Source organism: Thalassotalea psychrophila, from assembly GCF_031583595.1.
GTDB lineage: Bacteria > Pseudomonadota > Gammaproteobacteria > Enterobacterales > Alteromonadaceae > Thalassotalea_A > Thalassotalea_A psychrophila.
In genome coordinates this window covers 1319186-1345623 of record NZ_CP134145.1, presented here as the reverse complement: position 1 = coordinate 1345623, position 26438 = coordinate 1319186, and the positions used below count along the sequence as shown (strand labels likewise).

Below are 26438 nucleotides of genomic sequence, written 5' to 3'. Positions count from 1 at the left end.
GTCTGTTACAAACAATAAAGCGCTGACTAACCTTTTAGGTAGCAGCGCTCTATTCAATATCTAATCTAAGCGGTGCTTAGTTAGCTATTATTTTTTATCGTCTTTTACTTCTTCAAACTCAGCATCTACAACGTCGTCTGCAGGTTGAGCTTGTTGCTCTTGACCTTCAGGAGCTTCGCCGCCTTGAGCTTGTGCTTTCGCTTGAGCAATTTCCATAAGTTTTGCAGACGCTTCAATTACGGCTTGAGATTTGGCATCAATAGCTTCTTTGTCATCGCCTTTAAGAGACTCTTCAAGTTCAGTTAAAGCTGCTTCAATTTTCTCTTTATCTTCAGTTGGTAAATCATCACCAGCTTCAGTAATTTGTGTACGAGTTGCGTGAACCATACCATCAGCTTGGTTACGTGCAGTAACTAGCTCTTCAAATTTAGCATCAGCATCAGCGTTAACTTCTGCATCACGTACCATTTGCTCTACTTCATCATCAGATAAACCAGAAGAAGCTTTAATGGTAATTTTTTGCTCTTTACCAGTATTTTTATCTTTCGCAGTTACGTGCAAGATACCGTCAGCATCAATATCAAAAGTTACTTCGATTTGCGGTGTACCACGTGGTGCAGCATCGATACCTTCAAGGTTAAATTGACCTAAAGACTTGTTTAAAGATGCTTGCTTACGCTCACCTTGCACAACATGCACGGTTACAGCAGATTGGTTATCTTCAGCTGTTGAGAACGTTTGTGACTGCTTAGTTGGGATAGTAGTGTTCTTATCGATAACTTTAGTCATCACGCCGCCCATTGTCTCAATACCAAGAGATAAAGGAGTAACGTCAAGAAGAAGAACGTCTGTTACATCACCAGATAAAACACCAGCTTGTACCGCTGCACCAGAAGCTACAGCTTCATCAGGGTTTACGTCTTTACGAGGTTCTTTACCGAAGAAGTTAGTAACAGCTTCTTGAACCATAGGCATACGTGTTTGACCACCAACCATGATCACATCAGTGATATCAGATGTAGATAAGTCAGCATCTGCTAAAGCAGTTTTTAACGGCTCTAAAGTAGCTTTAACCATATCTTCAACAAGAGATTCTAATTTCGCACGAGTAACTTTAATGTTCATGTGCTTAGGACCTGAGGCATCTGCAGTGATGTAAGGTAAGTTAACATCAGTTTGTTGTGCAGAAGATAGTTCACACTTAGCTTTTTCAGCAGCTTCTTTTAAGCGTTGCATAGCTAGTGGATCAGTTGTTAAGTCCATACCTTGGTCTTTTTTGAATTCAGCTACTAGGTAGTTGATTAAACGGTTATCGAAATCTTCACCACCTAAGTGTGTATCACCGTTTGTCGCAAGTACTTCAAATGTGTGTTCACCTTCAACTTCATCAATTTCAATAATTGAGATATCGAATGTACCACCACCTAAGTCATATACAGCAACTACGCGATCGCCTTCTTGCTTGTCCATACCGTACGCAAGTGCAGCAGCAGTTGGTTCGTTGATAATACGTTTAACATCAAGACCAGCGATACGACCAGCATCTTTAGTTGCTTGACGTTGTGAATCGTTGAAATATGCAGGAACAGTGATAACAGCTTCAGTTACTGATTCACCTAAGTAGTCTTCTGCAGTTTTTTTCATTTTTGCTAAAACTTCAGCAGAAACTTGTGGTGGAGCAACGTTTTTATCACGTGCTGTAACCCAAGCATCACCATTGTCAGCTTTAACAATGCCAAATGGCATAATTGAGATATCACGTTGAACTTCTTTATCTTCGAAACGACGACCAATTAAACGCTTAATTGCGTATAAAGTGTTTTCAGGGTTCGTTACTGATTGACGTTTTGCTGGTTGACCAACTAACGTTTCGCCTTCTGCGGTGTATGCGATAATTGAAGGAGTTGTACGATCCCCTTCAGCATTTTCAATAACACGTACGCTATCGCCGTCTAATACAGCAACACATGAGTTTGTTGTCCCAAGGTCAATACCAATAATTTTGCCCATTTGAGGATCTCCACTTAAAATATTTCAGATAATTCTTTGATATTCAATAAGTGGGGTGGGCTGAATTATTTTTCAATAGAAAAGTTAAAATAAATTAAAAAAAAATGAACTTTTGATGAAAACCCTGAAGAAACGGCGTTTATTTTCCACAAATCCTTATATTTCTAGCTAGCTTTACTACATATTCCCGAAGGTGGCACGTTCATGCTCATCGGCATATTTAACCATAACTTCTTTGATCCTCTCTAAGCAATTTTTAAATGGTTCAATTAAATCAGGATCAAAGTGCTTTCCAGACTGTTCGGTTATATAGGTAAAAGCTTGCTCAATACTCCAGGCTTCTTTGTAGGGTCGCTCTGATGTTAAGGCATCAAACACATCAGCAATTGCGACAATGCGAGCACTTAATGGAATATTCTTGCCTTTAAGTTGATGCGGATAACCGCTGCCATCAAATTTTTCATGGTGATATAAACAAACTTCAACGGCTAACGACAGTAAAGGTGAATCATCATTACCGAGGATTTCAGCGCCATATTCAACATGTCGTTGCATTTCTTTCCATTCGTCATCATTGAGTTTACTCGGTTTTAATATAATATTATCAGCTATCCCTATTTTGCCAATATCATGCATAGGTGCTGCATCAAACAGCAATTCTGCCCAATCACTGTTGGCGTTGATTTCATCGGCCAAAAATTTTGAATAGTAACTCATCCGAATGACATGCATGCCAGTTTCATTATCTTTAAACTCTGCAGCACGGCCTAATCTTCTAATGATTTGAGCACGGGTATTTTCCAATGCTTTGGTTCTTTCTTTAACTTTTTTCTCTAATTCACGTTGTTGGTTATATAACGCCAATTGGGTTTTCACTCGAGCTTGTACAATAGGCACGCTTACCGGCTTGGTAATATAATCAACAGCCCCTAAAGCGAAGCCACTTTCTTCATCGGCAATCTCAGTTTTCGCCGTCACAAAAATAACCGGAATATTAGAAGTGACAGGGCTTGCCTTTAAGCGACGACAAACTTCATGGCCATCCATACCTGGCATCATCACATCTAATAAAATAAGATCGGGCTTTTGTTTTCCGTTGGCAATCTTTAACGCTAGTTCACCATTTAGGGCTGCTTTAATTTTATAAAATGGTCGTAAAATTCCATTCAATACGTCTATATTGTCGGAGTTATCATCTACCACTAGCACTGTTGCTTGTTCGCTCATTTAAATTTCCATATCGTGAGTGTTTAAAAAATCTCGTAATTGCTCTGCCGCCAAGTCAAAATCATAACTTTCAATGCTTGTTATAATTTTTTCAAACTGCTTTTTAATTATTACATCAAATATGACATCTGCAATTTTTTCAGCCAACTCGTTTGCATCTGTATCAAATTCATTCACCATAGAAAGTAATTCAATTAGCTTGGGTTGCAATTTGTCTAGGGATACTTCTTCAACAGGTGAACGAGCTAGACTGGAAGGTGTTTCAACATTTTGATGTTCAAAAAACTGTATGAGTTCAGACATCACACTTTGTAATTTTTGGCTGCACAACTGAAACTCGGTGCTAATAACTTCAGTTTCGGCTTGATTGGCGCAAGCAGTTTCCAAGATCCCAGCTTGATGTTGCAAAGCTGTGGCACCAATATTTCCTGCAGTACCTCTTAAGGTGTGGGCGATTAATACCGCATCTTTAAGTTGCCCTTCTGCCCAAACTTCGCCAAAGTTAATGTAAAAATCACTTTGGCTGCTCATAAACTTTTTCAATAAACGAACATAGAGATCAGAGTTTTCACCACTTATAGCAAGCCCAGCCTCTATATTTATATGACAAAAATTAGCAGAAGCTATATCGTTAATGGCTTTGTTAGAGTGGTTTATGTTAGTAGTGGTCTCTTCAACGGCTCGTTTTTCACTGGCGGATAAACCTGAGGGTTTAAACCAGCGATGCATGGTTGAAAACATTTCTCCAAGATGAATAGGCTTGGCAATATGATCATTCATGCCAGCATCAATAACTTTTTCTTTATCACCAGCCATTGCATTGGCAGTCATGGCGATAATAGCTAAGTTGGGGTGATCTTGGCGAATTATACCCGTTGCAGTATATCCATCCATAATTGGCATCTGTAAATCCATTAACACTCCGTCGTAAAGATGAGTGTTTACCATTTCTACTGCTTGCTCGCCATTTTGCGCAAGTTCTACCATGATGTTAGCCTGTTTCAACAACTCTATTGCCAACTCTTGATTAAGTTCATTATCTTCAACCAGCAATATTTTACAGCCAGCTAACGCTTGCTGATATTTTCTGATTTCATCTGTTTTCTTAATTTTACGTGTCGTAGCAATATAAGATTGTCCCATCAAGCGCATCATTTCATCAAACACTGATGATGCGGTTACCGGTTTTGCTAAAAAACTGTCTATTGATTTTTCACCAATAGAATCTACATGCTGTTTTATCTCTTGCTCTCCATGAGCGGTAACCATAATAAAGTTTTTGGTTTTATCAGAAACCAAATCTTTAAGTTTATTAATTGTTTCAATGCCATCAAGCCCCGGCATTTTCCAATCAATCATGGCAAAGTCAAATTCACCTTCATAAGCTTGCGCAACCGCAATGGCCTCCAAGCCATTACTAGCCGTTGTTACATTACATTTGAATGAGCTCATAATATTACTTAATACATCAAGAGCCATAGCATTATCATCTACGATTAATACATTTTTATCGGTCAGCATCTGCATTTGTGCATTGCTAAATTTTTGCTCTAGTTTACCTTCAGGTAAATTCAGGTAGATATCAAAAAAGAAACAACTGCCTTTACCAATCTCACTTTCAACCCATATATCTCCATCCATTATCTCAACAAGATTTTTACAGATAGTAAGGCCTAGTCCTGTGCCGCCATATTTACGTGTTGTTGATGAATCAGCTTGTGAGAAAGATTTAAACAGTTTTTTCTGTTGTTCATCACTCATGCCTATACCCGAATCTTGTACTGCAAAACGTAATTTAACTCTTTCATCTGCAGAGCTAACGAGTTTAATCGAGATAACAATTTGGCCCTGATGAGTGAACTTGCTTGCGTTACTTGCAAGGTTAACAAGTATTTGATGTAATCGAAGTGGATCACCTTTTACAAAAACTGGCACATTGGTTGAAATATTAAACAGTAACTCCAAGCCTTTTTCGTGAGTTTGTATACCAATAATATTTGAGAGATCATGCATGACATCCTCAAGATGAAAATCAACATTTTCCAACTCAAGTTTACCCGCTTCAATTTTTGAAAAATCAAGAATATCGTTAATTATGCCTAACAATGACTCCGCGGCTTTATTCACTTTCTGAATATAATTGCGCGGTTTATTTTCCAAGTCGTATTCAAGGGCCAAATGTGACATACCAATAATTGCATTCATGGGGGTGCGAATTTCATGGCTCATGTTCGCTAAAAAATCTGATTTGGCTTTACTGGCATCATCAGCTAACGTTTTGGCTTCAAATAAGGCTTTTTTAGCCATGTTTTCTTGGGTTATATCACGAATAGAAATAATAAGTAGTTCTTCTCCGCGTAAAGATACCGGGGTATAAACAGATTCAACCTCAATGGTTTGTCCACTCTTAGTGAGCATATCCAATGTACCGTCATCTATACCACTGCGATGGATAATTGGATCTTGCCAGTACTCGTTAGTAAAAGCGTGATGCTCATCTCGGCGGTGTTCAGGCACAATTGTGGCTAAAGGCTTACCGATTAACTGTTCAACTTCAAACCCCAACATTCTTTCGGCGGTTGCGTTGGCTTGTTCAATGACATCATTTTTGTTCACCACCAGCATTGTTATCGGCGCAGATTCTAATATTCGGTCTAACCGCTCTCTTTCTTTCAACCGTTCACTAATATCTTTAAACGCGATCACCGCTGCAAGTTCATCTCCCGCAGAAGTAATTGGCGCGACACTATATTCAACAAAAACCTTATGGCCATCTTTATGCCAAAAGAAATTGTTAGGGACATGCACTACTTTTTGAGTTAGCAAGGCATTAAATATAGGACTTTCACTTGTCTGATGTTTGCTGCCATCTTCATTGGTATGATGAAATAATGTTAGATGCGGTTGACCAATGGCTTCTTTTTCGCTGTAACCGAGTAACTGACTTGCTGATTCATTAAATAATACACATCGGCCGTTTTTATCAATGCCAAAAATGCCATCGGCTACAGAGCTTAAAACAGTGCGGTTCTTACTCTCTGAACGTGCTAATGCTTTAGTTCTTTCATTTACAATAGCTTCTAACTCATCTTTTGATCGATTATTAATTTCATTTGCTCTGCGAGAAATAATAAACATAAACGCTGAAAGCGCGATAATAATTAACGCAGTTGCAACGAGTATGCTGATCAACAAATCTCGTAATTGCAGATACTCTTGTTGCGACTCGTCAAAATCTATTTCAACCACAGTAGACAAACTAAACTTCTCATTCCATTGCCATATGCCTACGACATAGTGATCTCGATAATCAATATACCCTGTTAAATTTTGTCCGGAAGAACCGAGTAAGGTACTTTGTACAATAGAATTTTGCTCTATATTTGGTAGAGAAACGTTAAGAATACTTGATTGGTTTTTCGATAGTTTACCCAAACTGATAAGCTGCTTAGTAAAGCGACTGCCTGAGACTAAATAGCCGCTACCGTCAATTGCATAAGCATCGAACGTTTTACCATACTTAGCACGGGTAAATATGCTGGTAAAACTTTTATTAGGATCAAAATTTAAGGCGAAAACAGCAATAACTTTGCCAGTGTCATCCAAAATAGGTGCAGCTATATAGAGTAATGCCTTGGTTTGCTTTCTAGCGTCAGTTTCTCTAATTGCAGGGAAAAACATCGTTTTTCCGCCAAGTACCAGATTAAATATCCCTGGTCGCTCAGCTATTAGTACACTTATATCACCCGTTAATTTTTCAACATTATTAAACAGGTTTATACCACCTGCAGAGATAATATTAAAATCACGAGAGTTTATTGTTGTTGATGGCCTTGCTGCAAAAAAATCATGCAATGAATCTCTGGCTAGCTGCTCATTTTTTAAATCATTATTTGTTATTGATGTATTTAGTTGTATTACTAACCTTTTAAACTTCCCTAACCTGCTTATGCCTTTTACAAGTTGTTCTCTAGAGTTATACCAATTTAATAAATCATCATTAATTATTTCTTGATTTAATTCTAAGACCCCTTCAATTTTTTCAAGCGATTCCTTCTTAAAGTCTTTTAAAAAAACAGTGGTGGCTACACTCACAATCGTCAAAATCAAGACAATAATCATGATGTAAATCGCTTTAAACCGCTCAGTGCCAAACTTATTTGCTATTTCATCGGCATACTTACGACTTTTTAAAATAACCAAAGAAACAAAAATTAGCGCTACAAGGATAGATAAATAAAGCGGATAGTTTATTTTTGTTATATCCATTTCGGGTTGACTCTTGCGAAACGATTCGCTCCAATCTAACTGAAGTTCTTGCCAGGCTTCTTCTCCAAGTTGCTCAATACCCCAATTTAATATTTCTACCAATTCTGGTTTTTCAGTATCGACGCAAAAACCTAATTCAAATGGTGCAAAACCATCTAAAGCAATTGAACGAAAACGGCTTTCGTCTTGTTCCCTTTCTGCGTAAATAAGGTTTAATGATGTGGTGACAAAACCATCTAATTGACCAAGATTCATTTGCTCTAAACCAGTGACTAAGTCACTTACTTGAATGACATTTTTATCTCCGACTAAAGCCTTCGCATGCTCAAAATTTGAATATGCTTTAACCACACCAATCTTTGTAGTTGCTTGTATATCCGAAATTGATGTGATGCCTGAAAGTGTTGATACGACTAAAATTGATTTTCGTGTGACTATTGGAGTTGTAAATAAAACTTGTCCTTTGCGATTATCACTGCGAGCACAAAGTGATAGCGCGTCAAGCTTATGCTGTTGTACTGCGCTATATTCTTTTGCAAATGTTGTTGCCGATTTAACCATTAACTGAACCGGTAAAACTTTATTTAACTGTTCGCGATAAGCTGCCCCTATGCCTATTGCGATTCCATTTTCATCTACGTGATCTAAAGGAGCTAACTCAGAATCTATACCTACTGCTACTTTCGGATTTGCTTTTGCCCAGGCTTGCAATTCAGGAGACAATTCGTTTGCTGATATTGTAAAGCAACACAATAAGGAGATAATTGTGACTAAGAGAGTAATTAATTTATTTAAGTAGTTCATTAATAGTTAATTTTTTCAGCTTTTATTCTAGTATATAAAGAGAATGAGAAATTGCGACTTTTTTAAGTTTGAATGAAGAGAACAAACATGCCACAAAATGCATTAGCGTTATTGCAGAAAAAATCGGTTCTTATAGTTAACTTCAGCTCACAAAATGATCTTAACTTCGATTCCCGCTTTGACGCTTACAACTTCAGTAAAAACGTTGCCGCATCTATTGAACAAAGTAAGAGTTACCTGCAAATTAAAAAGTTCGATTTAATTATTTGTTTTTGGCAGAACCTAGACGATGCAAGTGTTTTTGAGTTGTTGAGTTTTGTTAGAAATAATGAAGACATTTACAAAATCCCTTTTATTGTTATTTCTGATATTATCGACCCTGTACTCATTGATAAACTTATTAAACATGGTGTTACCGAATATATTGTCCCACCTTTTAATCAGACTATATTGACTGAGCGTTTACTGCATGCAATTAACTTTCCCATCAGAAATCAACCTCAAGATATTCCTAACAAATTGAAAAATAGACGCTTTGCTGCAAAAACTACACTCAAAGAAATTCAAATTCTAGTGGTTGATGACGTAGCTATGAATATTGAAATAATTGTTGGTATTTTAAAACCGCAATATAAAGTGAAAGCAGCAAACAACGCCAGTTCAGCAATGACGGTTTGTTTGTCAAACACTCCCCCAGATATAATATTACTTGATATCATGATGCCTGATATTGATGGCTTAACCTTTTGTAAACAGTTAAAGCGCAATCCTCTGACCCAGAACATTAGAGTCATTTTTACAACTGCCTTGTCTGAGGTAAATGACGTAATTAAAGGATTTGAATTTGGTGCCGTAGACTACATAACAAAGCCAGTTATCCCTGAAATTTTGTCAGCAAGGGTTAAAACTCATTGCCAGCTAATTTTGCAACACCATGCCATGCAATGGCAAATAGATAACTTAATCAGAAACAATTAACCACGTCACCTTCAAGGACCACTGCAGGGGTGCAGGAGGTAGAGCCATGCATTAATATAGGGACGTATGTAAGTAGAATAGCTCAGGAGCGTTATCGAGGAAGCAGTTGCCGAGGATGTGAAGGCACGGTCCATGGCGATTTGCATTGCTTCATCCTTGAAACAAAAAAAAAGAGCTAGAAAGATAACTTTCTCGCTCTTTTAATATTTTAAATATATTTAGCTGGTTATGCTTTAGAAACCATAACCATAGCTGGACGAATTAAGCGTCCATTTAACTCATAACCTTTTTGCATTACAGCAATTACAGTGTTTGGTTCCACACCTTCAACTTGTTGCATTGACATTGCTTGGTGCAATTCAGGGTTAAAAGGTTGATCTTTTGGATCTACAGCTTTTACACCAAATTTCTCTAAGCCTGCAGACAAGCCTTGTAGGGTTAAGTTAACGCCTTCAAATATTGCTTTTTGTTCTTCTGCTTCAGCATCAATTGTTGCTAAACCACGTTCTAAGTTATCAACAACACTTAACATTTCACCGGCAAATTTTTCTAAAGCAAATTTTTTCGCTTTATCAACTTCTTGAGCACTACGGCGGCGCATGTTGTCAACTTCTGCTTTAGCTCTAATTACTGAATCTTTTTGGTCAGCAACTGTAAATTGAGCTGCTGCTAAAGCTTGTTCAAGCTCTGCAATTTTTTGTTGCTCGGCAGTCAATTCAACAACAACTTCTTCTTCAACAACTTCGGTTGTAGCTTCAGTTTGCTCTACATCGTTTTGCTCAACTACTTGCTCTTCAGTTGCATTAACTTCAGCTTCAGTTGCTGAAACTTCTTTATCAGTATTGGTTGACTCAGTAGTCATCGATAACTCCACAGTATCATTTAGTCTTAAACAAGACTTATTAATTCATAATTGTGGTAATTATGGGGGCTTTATCAAAGGTTTCAAGGAGATTTTTTAACTATTTATTAAATGCCCTCTTTACAATAGGAAAAATGTCGGTAAAACTGCCATAATAAACAATATATTAGCGCTATTTGAATGAGTAAAATGTATAAAACGATAGGCCTTATCGGCAAACCCGAACATGAAGGTGCATTAGCGACTATCGCCGCGCTTCATCATTACCTAGAAGGTAATAATTACAACGTAATGATAGAAACATCTGTTGCCAACAAATTAAATAAAGCAGATATCCATACCTTTGATATTGTTGATATTGGAGAACAAGCTGATTTGGCAATTGTGGTTGGTGGAGATGGCTATATGTTAGGTGCAGCTCGGGTATTATCAAGTTATGACATTGCTGTACTTGGTGTTAATCGCGGCAACTTAGGGTTTCTAACCGATTTATCACCGGACAACCTAATTGAACCGCTTGAAGCAATTCTTGATGGCCGTTCTAAAACCGAACAACGATTTTTAATTCAGGCCGAAGTTTATCGGCATGGTAAATTAAAAAGTTCTAATAGCGCGATGAACGAGGCTGTACTTCACCCAGGCAAAGTTGCCAGTATGATGGAGTTTGCTGTTTATTTAGATGATACATTCATGTTTTCACAACGCTCTGACGGAATTATCGTGTCTACGCCTACAGGTTCCACTGCCTATTCAATGTCGGCCGGCGGACCTATTATGACACCAACGTTAAATGCCTTGTCATTAGTGCCAATGTTTCCACATACATTAAGTTCTCGTCCTATTGTGGTTGATGGAGACAGTGAGATTAAGCTTGTTGTTGCCACGAATAACCATGAAGAATTACAAGTAAGTTGTGATGGTCACGTGATCTTAGCGGTTATGCCAGGAGATGAAATACGTATCAAAAAATGTAAATACACACTTCGTTTAGTACACCCTCTTGATCATGATTATTTTAATGTATTACGAACAAAACTGAGTTGGGGTAATAAAGTTTATTAAAACCATAAGTAAGCTTTAAATACCAATCGTCAAAAACTAATTCGACAAAGCCCTAATTGAAAACGCGCCGAGCTTTTACCAGCCATGGTAGCTCGACATACCTTCTTCCCTGAATGTCGCCGACCTTTTACCAGCCATGGTAGCTCGGCATACCTTCTTCCCTGAATGTCGCCGACCTTTTACCATCCATGGCAGCTCGGCATACCTTCTTCCCTGAATGTCGCCGATCCTTTACCATCCATGGTAGCTCGGCATACCTTCTTCCCTGAATGTCGCCGACCTTTTACCATCCATGGCAGCTCGGCATACCTTCTTCCCTGAATGTCGCCGATCCTTTACCATCCATGGTAGCTCGGCATACCTTCTTCCCTGAATGGAAATAAAACTTGCATTCAAAAAAAATCACTGTTAACTTTACTGTATAAATCAACAGTGTTTATTTTTTACCTTTTGGTAAATAAATAATTAATTGAGTGCGACTATGTTATTAAATTTAGCCATAAGAAACTTCGCCATTGTCAGCTTTGTAGAAATCGACTGGCAAAAAGGCATGACCACCATCACAGGCGAAACAGGTGCTGGTAAATCGATTGCCATAGATGCTTTAGGTTTATGTTTAGGTAGTAGGGCGTTAGCGAATACTGTTAGACCAGGCAGCACCAAAGCTGAGCTTACTGCAACTTTTGAAATAACAGATACACCTAAAGCATTAAAGTGGCTTGCTACCCATGATCTACAACAAGATGGTGAGTGTATTGTAAGACGAGTAATAAGCGCAGAAGGCCGCTCGAAAGCATACATAAATGGTAGCCCTGTCCCTTTAGCGCAATTAAAAGATCTTGGTCAATACTTATTAAATATTCATGGCCAACACGACCATCAACTGTTAATGAAAAACCAAGAGCAATGCCGATTATTAGATGATTATGCCAACCATCAAGAGATGTTATCAGAGCTAAAACATTACCAAAACCAGTGGCGAGCACTCAAGAGTGAGTTACAAATTCTTCAACAAAGTAAACAGCAACGCTTGGCACAACAACAATTATTGCAATATCAAGTAAAAGAGCTTGATGAATTTTCCCTGCAAGTAAATGAATTTACACAACTAGAAGCAGATTTTAAGCGAAATAGTAATTCTCAACAATTAATGCAGTTATCGGAACAATGCGTACAAGAAATAGCAAACGATGAGCAGTTCAATCTTCTTAGCCAACTACAAAAATCTACCGAAAACCTAAATCAACTGGCAGAACTCGACCCCAGCGTTAAAGCAATCGCAACATTAGTAAATGAAGCTAGGATCCAATTTGAAGAAGCAAGCCATGACCTTATAGAATATCAACAAAGTATCGACTTAGATCCACAAACTTTCGCATTAATCGAAGAACGCTATTCTACCGCTGTTGATTTAGCGAGAAAACATAAAGTAGCACCTGAAAATTTGGATAGTTTTCACCGTGACATTTGTAAAGAGTTGCATGCTATTGCTTCAGATGATTCACGACTTGAACACATACATGATGAAATGGAGAGTTGCCTACTCGAATATAAAGAGCTTTCTTGTAAACTTAGAGTAAGCAGGATAAAAGCTGCAACTAAGCTCGAAAAAGCAATAACGAAGTCCATTCGCCAATTGAATATGCCAGAGGCAATTTTCAAATTAGCTATAGCAGAAAAAGAGATCACAGAGCCAACTACAAATGGCACAGATAATATCGAATTTTTAGTAAGCATGAACCCAGGCCAACCAGTTGAACCTTTAGCAAAAGTTGCGTCAGGTGGTGAGTTATCAAGAATAAGTCTAGCAATACAAGTGATCCTTGCTGAAAAGGTTGTTACACCTACTCTTATCTTTGATGAAGTGGATGTTGGTATCAGTGGTCCAACAGCAGCAAAGGTAGGACAACAATTGAATAAGCTTGGTGAGTCTACGCAAGTTATTTGTGTCACTCATTTACCACAAGTTGCAAGTAAAGGGCATCAGCAACTATTTGTGGCAAAACTCACTGATGGAAAAAATACACAAACTAGTGTGACTGAACTCAGCCTTGATGCCAGAGAAAATGAAATAGCTCGGTTATTAGCTGGAGATGAAATAACAAAAACAAGTTTAGCAAATGCGAAGGAACTTTTAGCTAGTTAGTTACTCAATATAGACAGCAATAATAATAAATTTTGCAAATAAATGACAAAAACCTTTAATCTCTTAACTGGCTTGGTTATTATCCTTGCTCAGGATAGATAGGAATAAATAATAGATGTTATCTCGCGCAATAATTTTAAGCTTAGCATTATGCTTAGTTTCGGGCTGTGTATACAAAATAGACGTGCCTCAGGGTAATTACCTAGAACAAAAACAAATTAATAAATTACAAGTAGGTATGACCAAAGAGCAAGTAAAATATGTACTTGGTAACCCAGTAATAAAAGACAGCTTCAATAATGATACTTGGTATTACGTTTATGAGTTCTTATCTGGTAAAGATGAAGCTTTTAATAAACGTAAAAAGTTGGTTTTAAGCTTTGATGGCGATTTACTAACCAAAGCAGAAGGTGACTTTGAAGTAGGTGAAAACTTTCACGTACCTATGGATCAGTAATACAAAACCTAATAAGCTCTAAAAGCATTAAAGCCCTGTATTGTTAAATACAGGGCTTTCTTATTATTGCTCGCTTATTTCCCTCTACCTAAAACTGGTAGCCATTAGCTTTACTGAGTAAAGCTGCAGCATCAATGCGTTCAAGTACACAATTTTTAACGTCTAACTTATTAAATACCAATACTTTATCTTTAGTTCGTCCATCAATGGTATTTCCTGCTCCATTAATAATCATTGAGATATATTCTGAATCAGGTAACTCTTTCAAGCCTCCACCATAACTGCACAGTACATCGGTTATATTTGATTCAAGCTGTGAATAAAATAGTTGTTGTTGTTTTGCTTTTTCATCCTGTACTTTTTGTACTTTAGCTTTGTATTCCTTAGCACGTTTTTTAACTTTTACTTTGGCTTGCTCAATAACTTCTTTACGTTTCTTTATTTCAACTAATTCTTTTTGATACTCAGCTTTTTCATCGTCGTCTAAATGCAGTTTTTCATAGTTTAAATCGCGTTCTTCGCGTGCTAAATCTCTTAACTCATAGGCAAGCTCTCGCTCTTGCTCTCTTAACTCCCGTTGATCTTCAGCATCAAAACGAATGTTTTCATTTATCATTTCAATAGCTATCGCAGCTTCTTCCATAGCCTCTTCAATGACTATTTCATAGTTTTCACCAAAGAGCTCTGCTCCTTCGTGCCCTTCAGAATTACGTGGCGGGCGAGGTACAACAGGCATAAGCGGCATCACTGGAGTATTTATATTGCTGTTGTGACCATAATATAGAACCCTGGCAACGTTCAAATTAAAAACAACACCTTGACCAGCTAAATAGTGACTTTCTATTCTTGCAAGCTGCGGTCCTTTATTATCACTTTGCTTTTTAACAGAGCTCTTAATAATGTCACTCATAATATCTAGTTGCTGATGCAATTTGTCATAATCAATTGCACTCGCATGACTGCTAAACAGTACTGATGCCAATGCGAGAGGTAAAGCCGCCTTATTAATATTTTTCATTTTTATTTCTCCTGCATAGGTTGTTCATAATTTGCTTTTTTAAGCATTGGTGAATTTAATGTGTTTTCAATTGATTGCGACTGTAAAGCATACTCAAGCTTTTGAAAGCGTAACTTTTGATCAATTGCATCTTCGTCTCGTTGCTCATTTACAAACTTAACAAAACTTGAAATATCTTCTTTACGTTCTTGTCTGGAGGCACTCATTAAATAAGTGGCAAGTTTTAAATTATTATCTTGTTGGTCATCTTTCATATCTGCAGCATAATTTGCCATAACGACCTGCTGTTCAGCGGCAAATTCTTTTAGACGTTGATTTATAAGTTGGTCAACATTCACTGGGTTTTGTTGAACACTTTTTCCACCAAAGTTAACCAAAAGTCCACTGTCTTGCATAACTAGTTCGACTTTAAAAATCACTAAACAAATAGCAAATATCGAAAATGCCATAGACAATGCTGGCAGCCCTTGCCATTGCCACCAAGGCTTTGAATCAGCAAGAAAAGTACTTTCCCGATCCCAAGTAGGTGTCGCTTGTTCTTCATAACAATGTACTTGTTGTTCAATAAAGCGTGCAGTAGCAAGGCGTTGCTGCATAGCTTCATCATCGGCAATATCCTGTTCAAACTGCATACTTTGCTCAGGGCTTAGCTTGCCATCTAACCATAACTTAAATTCATGGTCTTTATGATTTTCTGAATTAGACATAATCTACCTCCAAAACGCCTTTTAATTTATCTAACGCACTATATAAACGAGATTTCACTGTATTACTTGATATACCAAGCTGACCGGCTATTTCATCGAAGGTAAAGTGCTGGAAAAACTTTAGCTCAATAACGGTACGCTGGTTTATTGGTAAAATTTTCATCGCCGTAGCTAACGCTTCCGATTGTTGAGACTGTTTTATATTATTTTCAGGACAACTATCGCTAATATCGGCTTCTTGCTCTGGTTCATCATCTAGAGATTGATGAGGTTTCTTGCGCCGGTAATACTCAATACATCGATAATGTGCAATTCTAAATAACCAACTGTTAAATTTACTGTCACCACGAAACGAGGCTAAATTCTTAAAAACCGCCATGAAGATATCTTGTAATAAGTCCAAAGCATCATCAGGGTTACTAACCATACGTAAAGTGTAATTATAAATCGGCTTTTCATAACGCTTTAATAACGTCATCCAAGCAGATTTTTTCCCCTTTAAAGCAAGGCTTATTAATGTTTCATCGCTGCGTTCAAACAAAATATATACCTAGAAGGTTTGTCATTATTATTTTCTTTATTAATATCGATTTACTATATATGTAGGAAGGATTGAGAAAATAGTTTGAAAATTTTAAATTTTTTTTCAACTTTATATTTTTAACGGTTTTGCTCAAACAAATCAGTAATTACATTTGCCAGTAAACTGAAGGTTTCAGAGCGAAGACTGCCATTACGTTCAAGCATGGCTATTTCTCTGTAGGGATGCTTATTAAGCTTTTGTACGGTCAAATAAGCATGGCCTGCAATGCCTTTATTTATTGCCATTTCAGGTAAAAAGGTCAAACCATTATGATGAATCGTCATTTGTAAAAGGGTCGCTAATGAAGTGGCAGCAAAAGGATTTATTTTAGATTTGTTCACTAATTTACAAGCTGATAAAGCGTGGTCAGTTAAACAATGTTCCTCTGATAATAAAAATACACTTTCGTCAGGTATATTTTGATAATCTTCATCGCTTATTACTTGTTTTACTAACTCTTCGTTACCGGCTAAATAGAACTCATCGTTGCCCAAGTGGGTTTGTTTAAAGTTGTGATTATGTTTGTTATCAATCGGCAAAGCTAGAATGGCAATATCAATGTCACCATTAGCTAATTGCTTGAGCAATTCATCTGTTGGCGCTTCTTTAATAAATAATTCAATATCAGGCAATAATTCTGAAGTGGCAGATATCACATCAGTTAATAAAAATGGTGCGATAGTTGGTATACAGCCTAAATATATATGGCCTTTGCTAGTTAAGCCCTGTGACATTGAGAATTCGACTAAATCAGTGGCGCTATGAATTAACTGTTCAGCCATTTTTACTACTGCTTTGCCATGCGCAGTAAAGACAAAGCTTTTATGATCTCGCTCTATAAGCTGACAATCTAAAAGTTGTTCAAGTTTTATAACAGCACTACTAAGAGTTGACTGACTTACAAAACATGCATCCGCTGCTCGATGGAAGTGTTGATGCTCGTTTAATGCGAGTAGATATTGCAGATGTTTTAAGTTGGGTAAATGAGTATTCATCGATATTTTCAATCAAATTTACAATAGTAAGTTAATAAATTTAATCTAAAAATAGATTTTTTGCCAATAAAAAATTTACAAACCTAGATCCGTCTATAGTGATTTCATTCAATTTCACATGATGTAAAACATTAAATAAGCTGTTTTCAATAGGGATATTGTATATGCAGCGCTAAGCAAAAAAAAAGCCCATCGGATCCGATGAGCTCTTTAATTGAATTAGATTCTTTAAGGTTTATATAAGAATTTACGCTTTGTATAAATTCTTATATAACACTTTTTGAGAGCCAGATTCACAGCTACCAACAACTTTATAGCCATCATGGTCTTCAACATCGTCGTTTTCAACAACAATCAAATCAAAACTTTCTACACCGTTATTCGATATTTTTGTATGTATTTCATCTTTTAAATCATCACAATCTTTAATTTCTGCTTGTGCAGATACTGAGAATAATAATGCACTGGTAATTAATATAATAAGTTTTTTCATGGATGATTCCTTAAGTAAGTTGACTGCGGATATAATAACAACCTCAAAAAGTAATACTGCAATAGTTTGTTAGTACTTTGTTACTTTAATGTTAACAGCACTTTCCCTTCCATGGTTTTGCATTCCTCCATTGCTAAAGCTTTAACGCGCGAACAAGTTCACGCCAATCAAAGTACTCAAATCAACATTCCATCATCCTAGTTGCGGGAGGATAAGCACATCCTTGATGTGAGTCGACTTTATTGCCATCCATGGCAAGTCGACATTCCATCTTCCCTGATGTAAAAAAAAAGGCCAAGCGATGTGCTTCGCCTTCTTATTCGATAATGATTGAGCGTTTACATGAACGCGCCTTTAATCATCCAGTAAAACATGATTGATAATCCAGCACCTACCGGTAAGGTAACAACCCAAGAAACTACGATGTTACGCACAACACCTAAGTTTATTGCCGCAATACCGCGGGCCATACCTACACCTAGCACAGCACCAACCAGTGTTTGTGTTGTTGAAATTGGTAAACCAGTACCAGAAGCTACAACTACGGTACATGCTGCAGCAAGTTCAGCAGCAAAACCACGGCTTGGCGTTAAGTGAGTAATACCTTTACCAATGGTGGCAATTACCTTATGACCAAATAAAGCAAGGCCAGCAACAATACCAATACCACCAAGAGGCAATATCCACCATGCAAGGGCTGATGTAGAGGCTATTTCACCGTTACTACCTACAATTGAAACTACGGCAGCTAATGGGCCAATAGCATTAGCAACATCATTTGAACCGTGAGCAAAAGCCATACCACAGGCCGTAATGACCATTAGTACTGCAAATACTTTTTCAACGTTAATATAATTAGCTCTGCGGTTTTTAGACTCTTTAAACTTCAATCTTGAAATAAAGAACTTACCAATAATTGCTACACCAACAGCAACAGCTATTGCATACATGTACCCTTCAACGGAGCCAATATCTAAACCTATGTGCTTTAAGCCTTTTTTGATTGTCACTAATGACAATACAAAACCAGCTAAAAACATATATAGCGGAACCCATTTTTTAGCTGCGGCTAAAGGATTATCGTCATTAAAAATAAGTTTTTGTGCACTGTTAAATATCACAAAAGCGAACACCCCGGAAATCAGCGGTGTTATTATCCAACTACCAACAATACCACCAACAGAGGCCCAATCAACAGTATGTATTCCGACACCAATTGCTGAGAAGCCAACAATCGCACCAATAATTGAATGTGTAGTCGATACTGGCCAGCCCATATATGATGCGATAAGTAACCATGTACCTGCGGCAAGGAGTGCTGAGATCATACCAAACACTAAGAGCTCAGGTGTATCTATATAGAAGCTTGAATCTATTATTCCTTTACGAATAGTAGAGGTAACTTCACCACCGGCTAAATATGCACCGGCAAATTCAAAAATCATTGCAATAATTATTGCTTGTTTAATTGTTAATGCTTTCGAGCCTACTGATGTACCCATGGCATTGGCAACATCATTTGCCCCAATACCCCAAGCCATAACAAAACCAACAATGGCGGCAAAAATAACTAGGGTAGAACCGTAATTAGCTATAATATCCATTAGAATCTACCTTATCTTGCTAACATAATTTCTAGTCGAGCACCTACACGCTCAGCTAGATCTGCTAAATCACCAACCCATTCAATAATTTGATATAAAAACATTACATCAACAGGGTTCATACCTTCTTCAATAGCCATTAAAGCTCTACGAAGCTTAATTTGCATAAAGTCTGTATCGTCTTCGATAGAAGCTAATTCAATTATCATTTTTTCTACTAGTTTCACTTCACGGCCACGAAAACCAGTTTCTAGTAAATCATCTAATTCATTAATTGCATCTGCGGCTTGTTTTATCGCATCTATACAACGAGTTAAATAACTATTAAAGTCATCTGATAATGCTGCTGGAATAACTAATTGACGACCTAAAATTCGTCCTGAGATGTCTTTTGCTTTATTAGCAATTTTATCTTGTTGACTTACCAGTTCTAGAACGTCGGTACGCTGCACAGGCATAAAAATCCCACCCGGCAATTCATTTCGAATGTCGCGCTTCATTGTATCGGCAGCTTTTTCAAGCGAAGAAATGTCTTTACGAATTTTTTCAGCTTTATCCCAGTCACCGGCGGTACAAGCAACAAAGAAAGAAGGAAGTAGATCAGCACATTCATTTACTTTACGAATATGTTGTTCTAACGGCTTTAACGGCGATTTTGCAAAAACGCCAAGGATTGTATTTCCACTCATATTTTTTATCCTGCAACTATATATAGTGTTGCTTGTTAAAATCTTGGCAAATATACCCTATTTGCCAGATAATTTAAAAGTTTAACTTATGAAAAACATGCTATTTTTTCTAACATAACCCAATATGTATAAAAAAAACACAACTTGTTTTAAAACGGCTTAACTTTGCAACAAGTTTAGCTCACTTATTACAAAACGAATAATTTAAAAGTTGTTTTAAACTATTCAAATTTACTTAAATAATTAAAAAATTCCAGGTACATCCTCTTCAGATATATGGCGTATAACCTTGCCTTTAACAAAATAAATAATGTATTCACAAACATTTTGGCACCTATCACCGATACGCTCTAACGCTCGGGCAGACCAAATTACCGACATAATTGATGGTATCGAACGAGGGTCTTCCATCATGTACGTCATTAGCTGGCGCATTAATGCTTCGTATTCACGGTCAATACGACTGTCACTTTGGTGTACTTTTAATGCTGCATCAAAATCCATGCGTGTAAAAGCATCCAAAGTATCATGTAATGTGGTTAATACTAAACGACCTAGGTTGTCTAAGTTTAATAATAAATCTTGTTGTTTAGCGCTAAACTGTTCTAAGGCAACTCTAGCTATTTTTTCAGCTTCATCAGCAATACGCTCTAAATCAGCAATCGTTTTTATTATTGCCATCACTAGACGTAAATCACTGGCCGCAGGTTGGCGTTTGGCAATAATACGAGTACATTCTTCATCAATGGTCACTTCCATTAAATTTATTTTGTAATCACTAGATAATACTTTTCGAGCGAGCTCTTCGTTGTTTTCACTGACCGCTGTTAATGCATTTTTAAGTTGCTGCTCTACCATGCCGCCCATATTCATTACATTATTACGTACGGCATCAAGCTCTTGGTTAAACTGGCCAGAAATATGACGACCTGTATCAAAAGTTTCCATTTTTATTTCTCCTTAATTAACCGTAACGGCCTGTAATATAATCTTCAGTTTTTTTCTTTGCAGGTGTCGTAAATAAAGTATTAGTATCGCTGTACTCTATTAAATCCCCCATATACATAAATGCAGTGTGATCTGATACTCGTGCAGCTTGTTGCATGTTGTGGGTTACAATAACTACCGTGTATTTTTCTTTAAGCTCAGTGATTAACTCTTCAATCACTAAAGTAGAAATTGGATCAAGTGCCGATGTTGGCTCATCTAATAATAGTACTTCAGGTTCAATTGCTATAGCTCTTGCAATTACTAAGCGTTGTTGCTGACCACCAGATAAACCTAATGCACTATCATGAATTCTATCTTTTACTTCATCCCATAATGCGGCAGCTCGAAGTGATTTTTCACACGCTTCATCTAAAACCCGACGATTCTTTTGACCAATTAAGCGCAAGCCATAAACTACATTTTCGTAAATTGATTTAGGAAATGGGTTCGGTCGTTGAAACACCATACCGACTTTACGACGAAGCTGTGCAACATCGACATGTTTGCCGTAAATATTTTCACCGTGTAGATCAATTTCACCTTCAATCTTACAGATATCAACCAAGTCATTCATGCGGTTAATACAACGTAATAACGTCGACTTACCACAACCACTTGGGCCGATAAAAGCAGTTACTTTACCTTTTGGGATCTTCATCGAAATATTATTTAACGCTTGCTTATCACCATAGTGAAGATTTAAGCCTTTAATTTCTAGTGCAACTTGCTCAGCAGGTAAATTATTGACATCCACCGTTTGCTGGTTTTGCATTAATACTTCTGGAGTTACATTAATCATCGTAATTTTACTCTGTTCAAACTTTAAATTTCTGAATTTGTTTTGCTAAATATCATTCGGCTAAAATGCTGTAAGGCCTTACAGCCTTGCAGCGCTAATGTTCTAATGAACGATATTTTTCACGTAATTTGTTTCGAATAGACACTGCAGTCATATTCAGGCCAACAATAATGGAGACCAATAAAAATGCTGTGGCATACACTAACGGCCTCGCAGCTTCAACATTAGGACTTTGAAAACCTACATCATATATATGAAAACCCAAATGCATGAACTTGCGCTCTAAATGCAAGAATGGGAAATTACCATCAACGGGTAATGTCGGAGCCATTTTCACCACACCAACTAACATTAACGGTGCCACCTCACCGGCTGCACGAGCAATTGCTAATATAATTCCGGTCATAATTGCAGGACTTGCGATTGGCAAAATAATTCGCCATAACGTTTCAGCTTTAGTAGCGCCTAAGGCTAGTGAACCATGACGCATACTTGATGGAATGCGCGCTAATCCTTCTTCAGTAGAAACAATTACTACGGGTAAAGTTAATATAGCCAAAGTAAGAGCTGACCAAAGTACTCCTGGCGAGCCAAACGTTGGATTTGGTAACGATTCCGGATAAAATATTTGGTCAAGCGATCCGCCCACCATATACACAAAAAAACCTAAACCAAATACGCCGTAAACAATTGATGGAACACCAGCTAAATTAATTACTGCAATACGTAGTAGTTTAGTAAAACCATTATTGCCTGCATATTCATGTAAATAAATAGCAGCAACAACACCTAAAGGCGCGACAATAACGGTCATTAGCAAAACCATTAAAACTGTACCGAATATGGCTGGAAATACTCCACCTTCAGTATTTGCTTCTCTTGGGTCGTCAACTAGAAAGCTGCTTATATGACTGAAGAATTTTCCAACTTTTTCTAATACACCTAGCTGGTTGTTAAAGCTAACTTGCATAACCTGTTCAAGATTAATATCTACAAATTCACCGCCCATTGCTCGCACAACAATTTTGTCGCGTTGTACAGCGCTGCGCAATTCATTCAATTTTTCTTCTAAAGCAAGGTACTCATCATTAAGTGATTTTCTATTCTCTGCAAGTTCAGCTTTTAACTTACTCGTTAACTTGCCATCAATTTCAGCTTTGCGCTCTTTTAACCGAATACTCTCAAGACTATAATTAATTGCACCTATATCTGTTTTTTGCAGTTCGGCTATTTCATCTTGTAAATTGTTTACTCGATCTAAAAATCTATCAAGTTCTGTAATAGAAACTTGTTTGCCATCCATGAAGACCTGTTCGATAAAGCCATAAAAGTTACCATTAGTACGACGTTCAATAACGGCCACATTTTTAGGTTGGCTTTGCTTAGTTATTAATGGTTCAACAATCCAACGAAAATCTAAGCTAACTAATTCACGGTTACCGGTTTTAATTAAAAAGCGTTCAATAGTAACTGCATCTTTGGTATCAATATTTGTATGCGCTAATTGTTCTACAGGAATACGCTCAACATCATATACCTCTCCAATTACAGTGGAGGTAATGCCGCTTGGATCGACCATTTCAAATTGATGAATTTGTGCAGGCCAAAAGTACGTTAGACCACGCGATGCAATTAACCACAATAAACCAACAACTGAAATCAAACTAATTGATACACCTGCTGCACTTAGCCAAACCCAAGGAGAGCCTGATTTAAACCATTTATTCATGTCTATAATTCCTAAAATTCTTACAGCGAGCTATATTTTTCACGCAAACGCTGACGGACAAATTCAGCGAGCGTGTTAAAAATAAAGGTGAATACAAACAACACAAAGGCTGCTAAGAATAAAATTCGATAGTGTGAGCTGCCCACTTCAGATTCAGGCATTTCTACCGCTATATTTGCTGATAAGGTTCGCATCCCCTGGAATACACTCCAGTCAATTACAGGAGTATTACCGGTAGCCATTAACACAATCATAGTTTCACCAACTGCGCGCCCCAAGCCCATCATAACGGCGGAGAAAATCCCAGGACTTGCAGTGAGTAATACCACTTTAGCTAAGGTTTGCCATTGTGTTGCGCCTAAAGCTAGTGAGCCTGAGGTTAAATGTTTTGGTACTGAGAAAATTGCATCTTCTGCCATCGAAAAGATAGTAGGAATAACTGCAAAGCCCATAGCAATACCAACGACAAGTGCATTACGTTGGTCAAAATTGATACCTAAATCGTTCGTAATGTATTGGCGCATATCACCGCCAAACATTGCATCTTCAATAAATGGCGATGCTTCAAATGCTAACAAACCAGCTAGGATTAACACCGGTAATAAAATAATTGGAGCAAATGCTTCAGGTAAAATAAGTTTAATTTTTTTAGGCACTTTGTACCATGCGAATGCCGTTACAAATGTGGCAAACGGTAACAGTATAGAGAGTAAAAATACTGCAGGTAGGAACTCTTCAATAAGTGGTGCTAACCACAACCCGGCTAAGAAACCTAATATCACAGTAGGCAATGCTTCCATTAATTCGATGGTAGGCTTAACAGTTTTACGCATAACAGGAGGCATGAAATAAGCGGTATATATAGCTGCAGAAATTGCTATTGGCACAGCAAATAACATCGCATATAGAGCTGCCTTCATTGTACCAAAAGAGATTGGCACTAATGAAAACTTTGCCTCAAAATCATCTGAGCCAGATGTTGATTGCCAAATGTAGTCAGGCTCTGGATATCCTTCATACCAAACTTCTTGCCACAAAGCTGACCAAGTAACTTCAGGGTGCTCATTATGAACGCTAAAAAGCTCTACTGATTGACCACTACCAATAACTATTCCGTTTGCACGTGGAGCGATAGCAAAAGGTTGCTCGGCATTATCTAGTAACTTACCTTGCCAGAGTTTAGCTTCGGACGTTGTATAGTAAACACCTACATTACCTGTAGGTGTTACAGTATAAAAACTTTTACGATAGGTTTCTGGATATATAGCAGCAACAGTTTCATTAGCGCTAACATCAAACGAGCGAATTAATTGAAAGCTTCGACCGTTCTCGCCCGCAACTTCAAAGTACTGGTGTACTTTGCCATCACTCGTACCAAACAGCACAGAACTGCTCCCAGAAAGTAATGCCAAAGAAGTAATGTCTGCAGCAGATTCATAAACAGGATTAAATACGGTTTTAACAGGGACATCGTATTCATCGCTTAAATCAAAAATAGTAACAGCGTTATTTTCAACGGCAATTGCCATTGATAAATCAGGGGTTATCTCTACAAAATCTAGGCTTTCTACATCATCTTTAATTAGCTGAAATTCAGTTGAATACTCAGGGTCATAATTAAAATCATCTTCTGCGATGAGAGATGTTTTGAGCAGCCGATTATCATTGGTTAAGGCAACAACAACCGCGCGTTCTTCGGTCATTGCAAAGGCGAAAATTGATGAAGCCAAGGAAGAACCTGATGTGGCATCTTCATCAATCACAATAGGCTCTTCACCCAATGGATAACCAACGCTTGGGCTAATTGTTCGTATATCAGCAACAAAGTTAGCTTTGAATTTAGGCTGGATAACTCTAATTAAGCCATCTGAAGTTAACAATACATATTGATTGGTATTTGTTGTAAATACATCAAGTAATGTAACTTGTTCAGGGATGAGTTTTTCAGAAAGCAATAAATCACCGGTTTGGTGAGTATCATTGGCTTTTAATTGGTAGAAATTAATCTCACCATTGGTATTAATATTGAATGTTATTTCTTTTAACTCATCAACACCGACAGCCAAATTAGTTGCGGTTTGAGTTTCAATATTTGTTAATGGTTCAATACTGGCAGACTCAAACACCGGTTTTACTACCCAAACAAGGTAAGCAAATATCAGTACCAGTGTAAATAATACACTTACACCGCCAACAGAAATAAGCCACTTAGCCAGTGTATTTTTAACTTGCCTTGGCTCAAAAGATTTTGCAGAAATTGTCACTATACAACCTTAAAATAAGTGTTCTTTATTCGACACTAGAGATTATAAGACAGTTATGTGACAGTTTTATTACAACAAAGGAATAGTCGATATTTAGTCGTTCAATCTTCCCCCACCAAGCAAGACATATAACAAATCGCGGTCATTGGTAGCAACCTTAGTGTAAACATTATTTTCCTTAACGTTCATATACTAAAAGCATAATTCAGCTCGTAAATAGCACTTGCTGACCAAAGCCATTACTATCGTATTAATTTCAGTTTTATTATATAAAAAACAATAACTGTATCTCATCACGTTAAATCTCAAGGAGGATTTATGTCCAACTGCTTACACCTTGCCATTCCTGCGGGCGATCTAAATACAGCGATAACATTTTATTGCGACGTACTAGGTTGTAAAACGGGTAACCGAGAAGAAGGTCGCTGGATAGATATTGATTTTTGGGGCAATGAATTAACCATTCACCAGAGTGAAGAACAGTTGCCAACCGTACGACATAACGTTGACATGGGGGCTGTAGCAGTCCCCCATTTTGGTATACATTTACCAGAAAGCGAGTTTCAAGCGCTAAAAGAACGCATTAAAAAGGCTGGTGTTCCTTATTTAGACGAGCCTTATCGTCGTTTTGTCGGTACTGAATATGAACAAGAAACCTTTTTTATTGAAGATCCTAACGGCAATGTTCTTGAAATGAAAACTATGGTAAGCCCAGAGGTAATGTTCAAAGTAAATTGAGCAATACACTTATA

At 37.4% G+C, this 26438-nt stretch carries 20 protein-coding genes; 5 read left to right on the top strand and 15 right to left on the bottom strand.

From position 1 onward, the window contains the following. Positions 1-87: 87 nt before the first annotated feature. The 3 genes from dnaK to RGQ13_RS05695 form a co-directional block, all read right to left on the bottom strand. Complete coding sequence (dnaK, locus tag RGQ13_RS05705) at positions 88-2010, bottom strand: molecular chaperone DnaK (protein ID WP_348392602.1); 1923 nt, start codon at positions 2008-2010, stop codon at positions 88-90. Between the two features lie 177 nt (positions 2011-2187). Beyond that, a complete protein-coding gene (locus RGQ13_RS05700; protein WP_348392601.1) occupies positions 2188-3237 on the bottom strand; it encodes an HD-GYP domain-containing protein in 1050 nt (349 codons plus the stop codon). Beyond that, complete coding sequence (locus tag RGQ13_RS05695) at positions 3238-8229, bottom strand: response regulator (protein ID WP_348392600.1); 4992 nt, start codon at positions 8227-8229, stop codon at positions 3238-3240. A gap of 168 nt (positions 8230-8397) precedes the next feature. On the opposite strand from RGQ13_RS05695, the gene RGQ13_RS05690 reads away from it, so the two are divergent. Then, the gene (locus RGQ13_RS05690; protein WP_348392599.1) at positions 8398-9288 is read left to right on the top strand and encodes a response regulator transcription factor; all 891 of its coding nucleotides are present in this window, start codon (positions 8398-8400) and stop codon (positions 9286-9288) included. 226 nt (positions 9289-9514) lie between these two features. On the opposite strand, the gene grpE is transcribed toward RGQ13_RS05690, so the two are convergent. Next, a complete protein-coding gene (gene grpE / locus RGQ13_RS05685) occupies positions 9515-10150 on the bottom strand; it encodes a nucleotide exchange factor GrpE (protein WP_348392598.1) in 636 nt (211 codons plus the stop codon). Positions 10151-10330: 180 nt separating this feature from the next. Between grpE and nadK the strand changes: the two genes are divergently transcribed. From nadK to RGQ13_RS05670, 3 genes are all read left to right on the top strand, one after another. Then, entirely contained in the window at positions 10331-11212 is an 882-nt protein-coding gene (nadK, locus tag RGQ13_RS05680) for an NAD(+) kinase (RefSeq protein ID WP_348392597.1), read from the top strand. 481 nt (positions 11213-11693) lie between these two features. Further along, on the top strand, positions 11694-13358 hold the full coding sequence (gene recN, locus RGQ13_RS05675) for a DNA repair protein RecN (RefSeq protein WP_348392596.1): 1665 nt from the start codon (positions 11694-11696) through the stop codon (positions 13356-13358). Between the two features lie 115 nt (positions 13359-13473). Beyond that, the gene (locus RGQ13_RS05670; RefSeq protein WP_348392595.1) at positions 13474-13815 is read left to right on the top strand and encodes an outer membrane protein assembly factor BamE; all 342 of its coding nucleotides are present in this window, start codon (positions 13474-13476) and stop codon (positions 13813-13815) included. Between the two features lie 88 nt (positions 13816-13903). Here the strand turns inward: RGQ13_RS05670 and RGQ13_RS05665 are convergent, their stop codons facing one another. The 11 genes from RGQ13_RS05665 to RGQ13_RS05615 all read right to left on the bottom strand — a co-directional run bounded on the left by RGQ13_RS05665 (position 13904) and on the right by RGQ13_RS05615 (position 25686). Beyond that, the gene (locus tag RGQ13_RS05665; protein ID WP_348392594.1) at positions 13904-14833 is read right to left on the bottom strand and encodes a hypothetical protein; all 930 of its coding nucleotides are present in this window, start codon (positions 14831-14833) and stop codon (positions 13904-13906) included. 2 nt (positions 14834-14835) lie between these two features. After that, on the bottom strand, positions 14836-15540 hold the full coding sequence (locus tag RGQ13_RS05660; protein ID WP_348392593.1) for an anti-sigma factor: 705 nt from the start codon (positions 15538-15540) through the stop codon (positions 14836-14838). Then, a complete protein-coding gene (locus RGQ13_RS05655; protein WP_348392592.1) occupies positions 15533-16081 on the bottom strand; it encodes an RNA polymerase sigma factor in 549 nt (182 codons plus the stop codon). Before RGQ13_RS05655 ends, RGQ13_RS05660 begins: the two co-directional genes overlap by 8 nt. A gap of 119 nt (positions 16082-16200) precedes the next feature. Then, the gene (locus RGQ13_RS05650) at positions 16201-17118 is read right to left on the bottom strand and encodes a LysR substrate-binding domain-containing protein (protein ID WP_348392591.1); all 918 of its coding nucleotides are present in this window, start codon (positions 17116-17118) and stop codon (positions 16201-16203) included. A 247-nt stretch (positions 17119-17365) separates the two neighbouring features. Continuing rightward, positions 17366-17611 carry a DUF1161 domain-containing protein gene (locus tag RGQ13_RS05645; RefSeq protein WP_348392590.1) on the bottom strand — a complete coding sequence of 82 codons (246 nt, stop codon included), beginning with the start codon at positions 17609-17611 and terminating at the stop codon, positions 17366-17368. A 338-nt stretch (positions 17612-17949) separates the two neighbouring features. Further along, a complete protein-coding gene (locus tag RGQ13_RS05640) occupies positions 17950-19215 on the bottom strand; it encodes an inorganic phosphate transporter (RefSeq protein WP_348392589.1) in 1266 nt (421 codons plus the stop codon). Between the two features lie 11 nt (positions 19216-19226). Beyond that, positions 19227-19904 carry a TIGR00153 family protein gene (locus RGQ13_RS05635; RefSeq protein ID WP_348392588.1) on the bottom strand — a complete coding sequence of 226 codons (678 nt, stop codon included), beginning with the start codon at positions 19902-19904 and terminating at the stop codon, positions 19227-19229. A gap of 243 nt (positions 19905-20147) precedes the next feature. Then, positions 20148-20852, bottom strand: coding sequence for a phosphate signaling complex protein PhoU (gene phoU, locus RGQ13_RS05630; protein WP_348392587.1), 705 nt, complete (start codon positions 20850-20852; stop codon positions 20148-20150). 16 nt (positions 20853-20868) lie between these two features. Next, entirely contained in the window at positions 20869-21693 is an 825-nt protein-coding gene (pstB, locus tag RGQ13_RS05625; protein ID WP_348392586.1) for a phosphate ABC transporter ATP-binding protein PstB, read from the bottom strand. A 94-nt stretch (positions 21694-21787) separates the two neighbouring features. Then, on the bottom strand, positions 21788-23422 hold the full coding sequence (gene pstA / locus RGQ13_RS05620) for a phosphate ABC transporter permease PstA (RefSeq protein ID WP_348392585.1): 1635 nt from the start codon (positions 23420-23422) through the stop codon (positions 21788-21790). Positions 23423-23442: 20 nt separating this feature from the next. After that, on the bottom strand, positions 23443-25686 hold the full coding sequence (locus RGQ13_RS05615) for an ABC transporter permease subunit (protein ID WP_405054167.1): 2244 nt from the start codon (positions 25684-25686) through the stop codon (positions 23443-23445). 318 nt (positions 25687-26004) lie between these two features. On the opposite strand from RGQ13_RS05615, the gene RGQ13_RS05610 reads away from it, so the two are divergent. Next, positions 26005-26424: a VOC family protein gene (locus RGQ13_RS05610; RefSeq protein WP_348392584.1), complete on the top strand. Its 420-nt coding sequence runs from the start codon at positions 26005-26007 to the stop codon at positions 26422-26424. Positions 26425-26438 lie beyond the last annotated feature (14 nt).

What these genes read in the sequence shown, in the direction of transcription:
- grpE (WP_348392598.1), bottom strand. Translation starts at nt 10,150, where the DNA reads ATGACTACTGAGTCAACCAATACTGATAAAGAAGTTTCAGCAACTGAA.
- pstB (WP_348392586.1), bottom strand. Translation starts at nt 21,693, where the DNA reads ATGATTAATGTAACTCCAGAAGTATTAATGCAAAACCAGCAAACGGTG.
- dnaK (WP_348392602.1), bottom strand. Translation starts at nt 2,010, where the DNA reads ATGGGCAAAATTATTGGTATTGACCTTGGGACAACAAACTCATGTGTT.
- RGQ13_RS05700 (WP_348392601.1), bottom strand. Translation starts at nt 3,237, where the DNA reads ATGAGCGAACAAGCAACAGTGCTAGTGGTAGATGATAACTCCGACAAT.
- RGQ13_RS05635 (WP_348392588.1), bottom strand. Translation starts at nt 19,904, where the DNA reads ATGAGTGGAAATACAATCCTTGGCGTTTTTGCAAAATCGCCGTTAAAG.
- phoU (WP_348392587.1), bottom strand. Translation starts at nt 20,852, where the DNA reads ATGGAAACTTTTGATACAGGTCGTCATATTTCTGGCCAGTTTAACCAA.
- RGQ13_RS05640 (WP_348392589.1), bottom strand. Translation starts at nt 19,215, where the DNA reads ATGGATATTATAGCTAATTACGGTTCTACCCTAGTTATTTTTGCCGCC.
- RGQ13_RS05670 (WP_348392595.1), top strand. Translation starts at nt 13,474, where the DNA reads ATGTTATCTCGCGCAATAATTTTAAGCTTAGCATTATGCTTAGTTTCG.
- pstA (WP_348392585.1), bottom strand. Translation starts at nt 23,422, where the DNA reads ATGAATAAATGGTTTAAATCAGGCTCTCCTTGGGTTTGGCTAAGTGCA.
- nadK (WP_348392597.1), top strand. Translation starts at nt 10,331, where the DNA reads ATGAGTAAAATGTATAAAACGATAGGCCTTATCGGCAAACCCGAACAT.
- RGQ13_RS05665 (WP_348392594.1), bottom strand. Translation starts at nt 14,833, where the DNA reads ATGAAAAATATTAATAAGGCGGCTTTACCTCTCGCATTGGCATCAGTA.
- RGQ13_RS05660 (WP_348392593.1), bottom strand. Translation starts at nt 15,540, where the DNA reads ATGTCTAATTCAGAAAATCATAAAGACCATGAATTTAAGTTATGGTTA.
- RGQ13_RS05690 (WP_348392599.1), top strand. Translation starts at nt 8,398, where the DNA reads ATGCCACAAAATGCATTAGCGTTATTGCAGAAAAAATCGGTTCTTATA.
- recN (WP_348392596.1), top strand. Translation starts at nt 11,694, where the DNA reads ATGTTATTAAATTTAGCCATAAGAAACTTCGCCATTGTCAGCTTTGTA.
- RGQ13_RS05650 (WP_348392591.1), bottom strand. Translation starts at nt 17,118, where the DNA reads ATGAATACTCATTTACCCAACTTAAAACATCTGCAATATCTACTCGCA.
- RGQ13_RS05610 (WP_348392584.1), top strand. Translation starts at nt 26,005, where the DNA reads ATGTCCAACTGCTTACACCTTGCCATTCCTGCGGGCGATCTAAATACA.
- RGQ13_RS05645 (WP_348392590.1), bottom strand. Translation starts at nt 17,611, where the DNA reads ATGAAAAAACTTATTATATTAATTACCAGTGCATTATTATTCTCAGTA.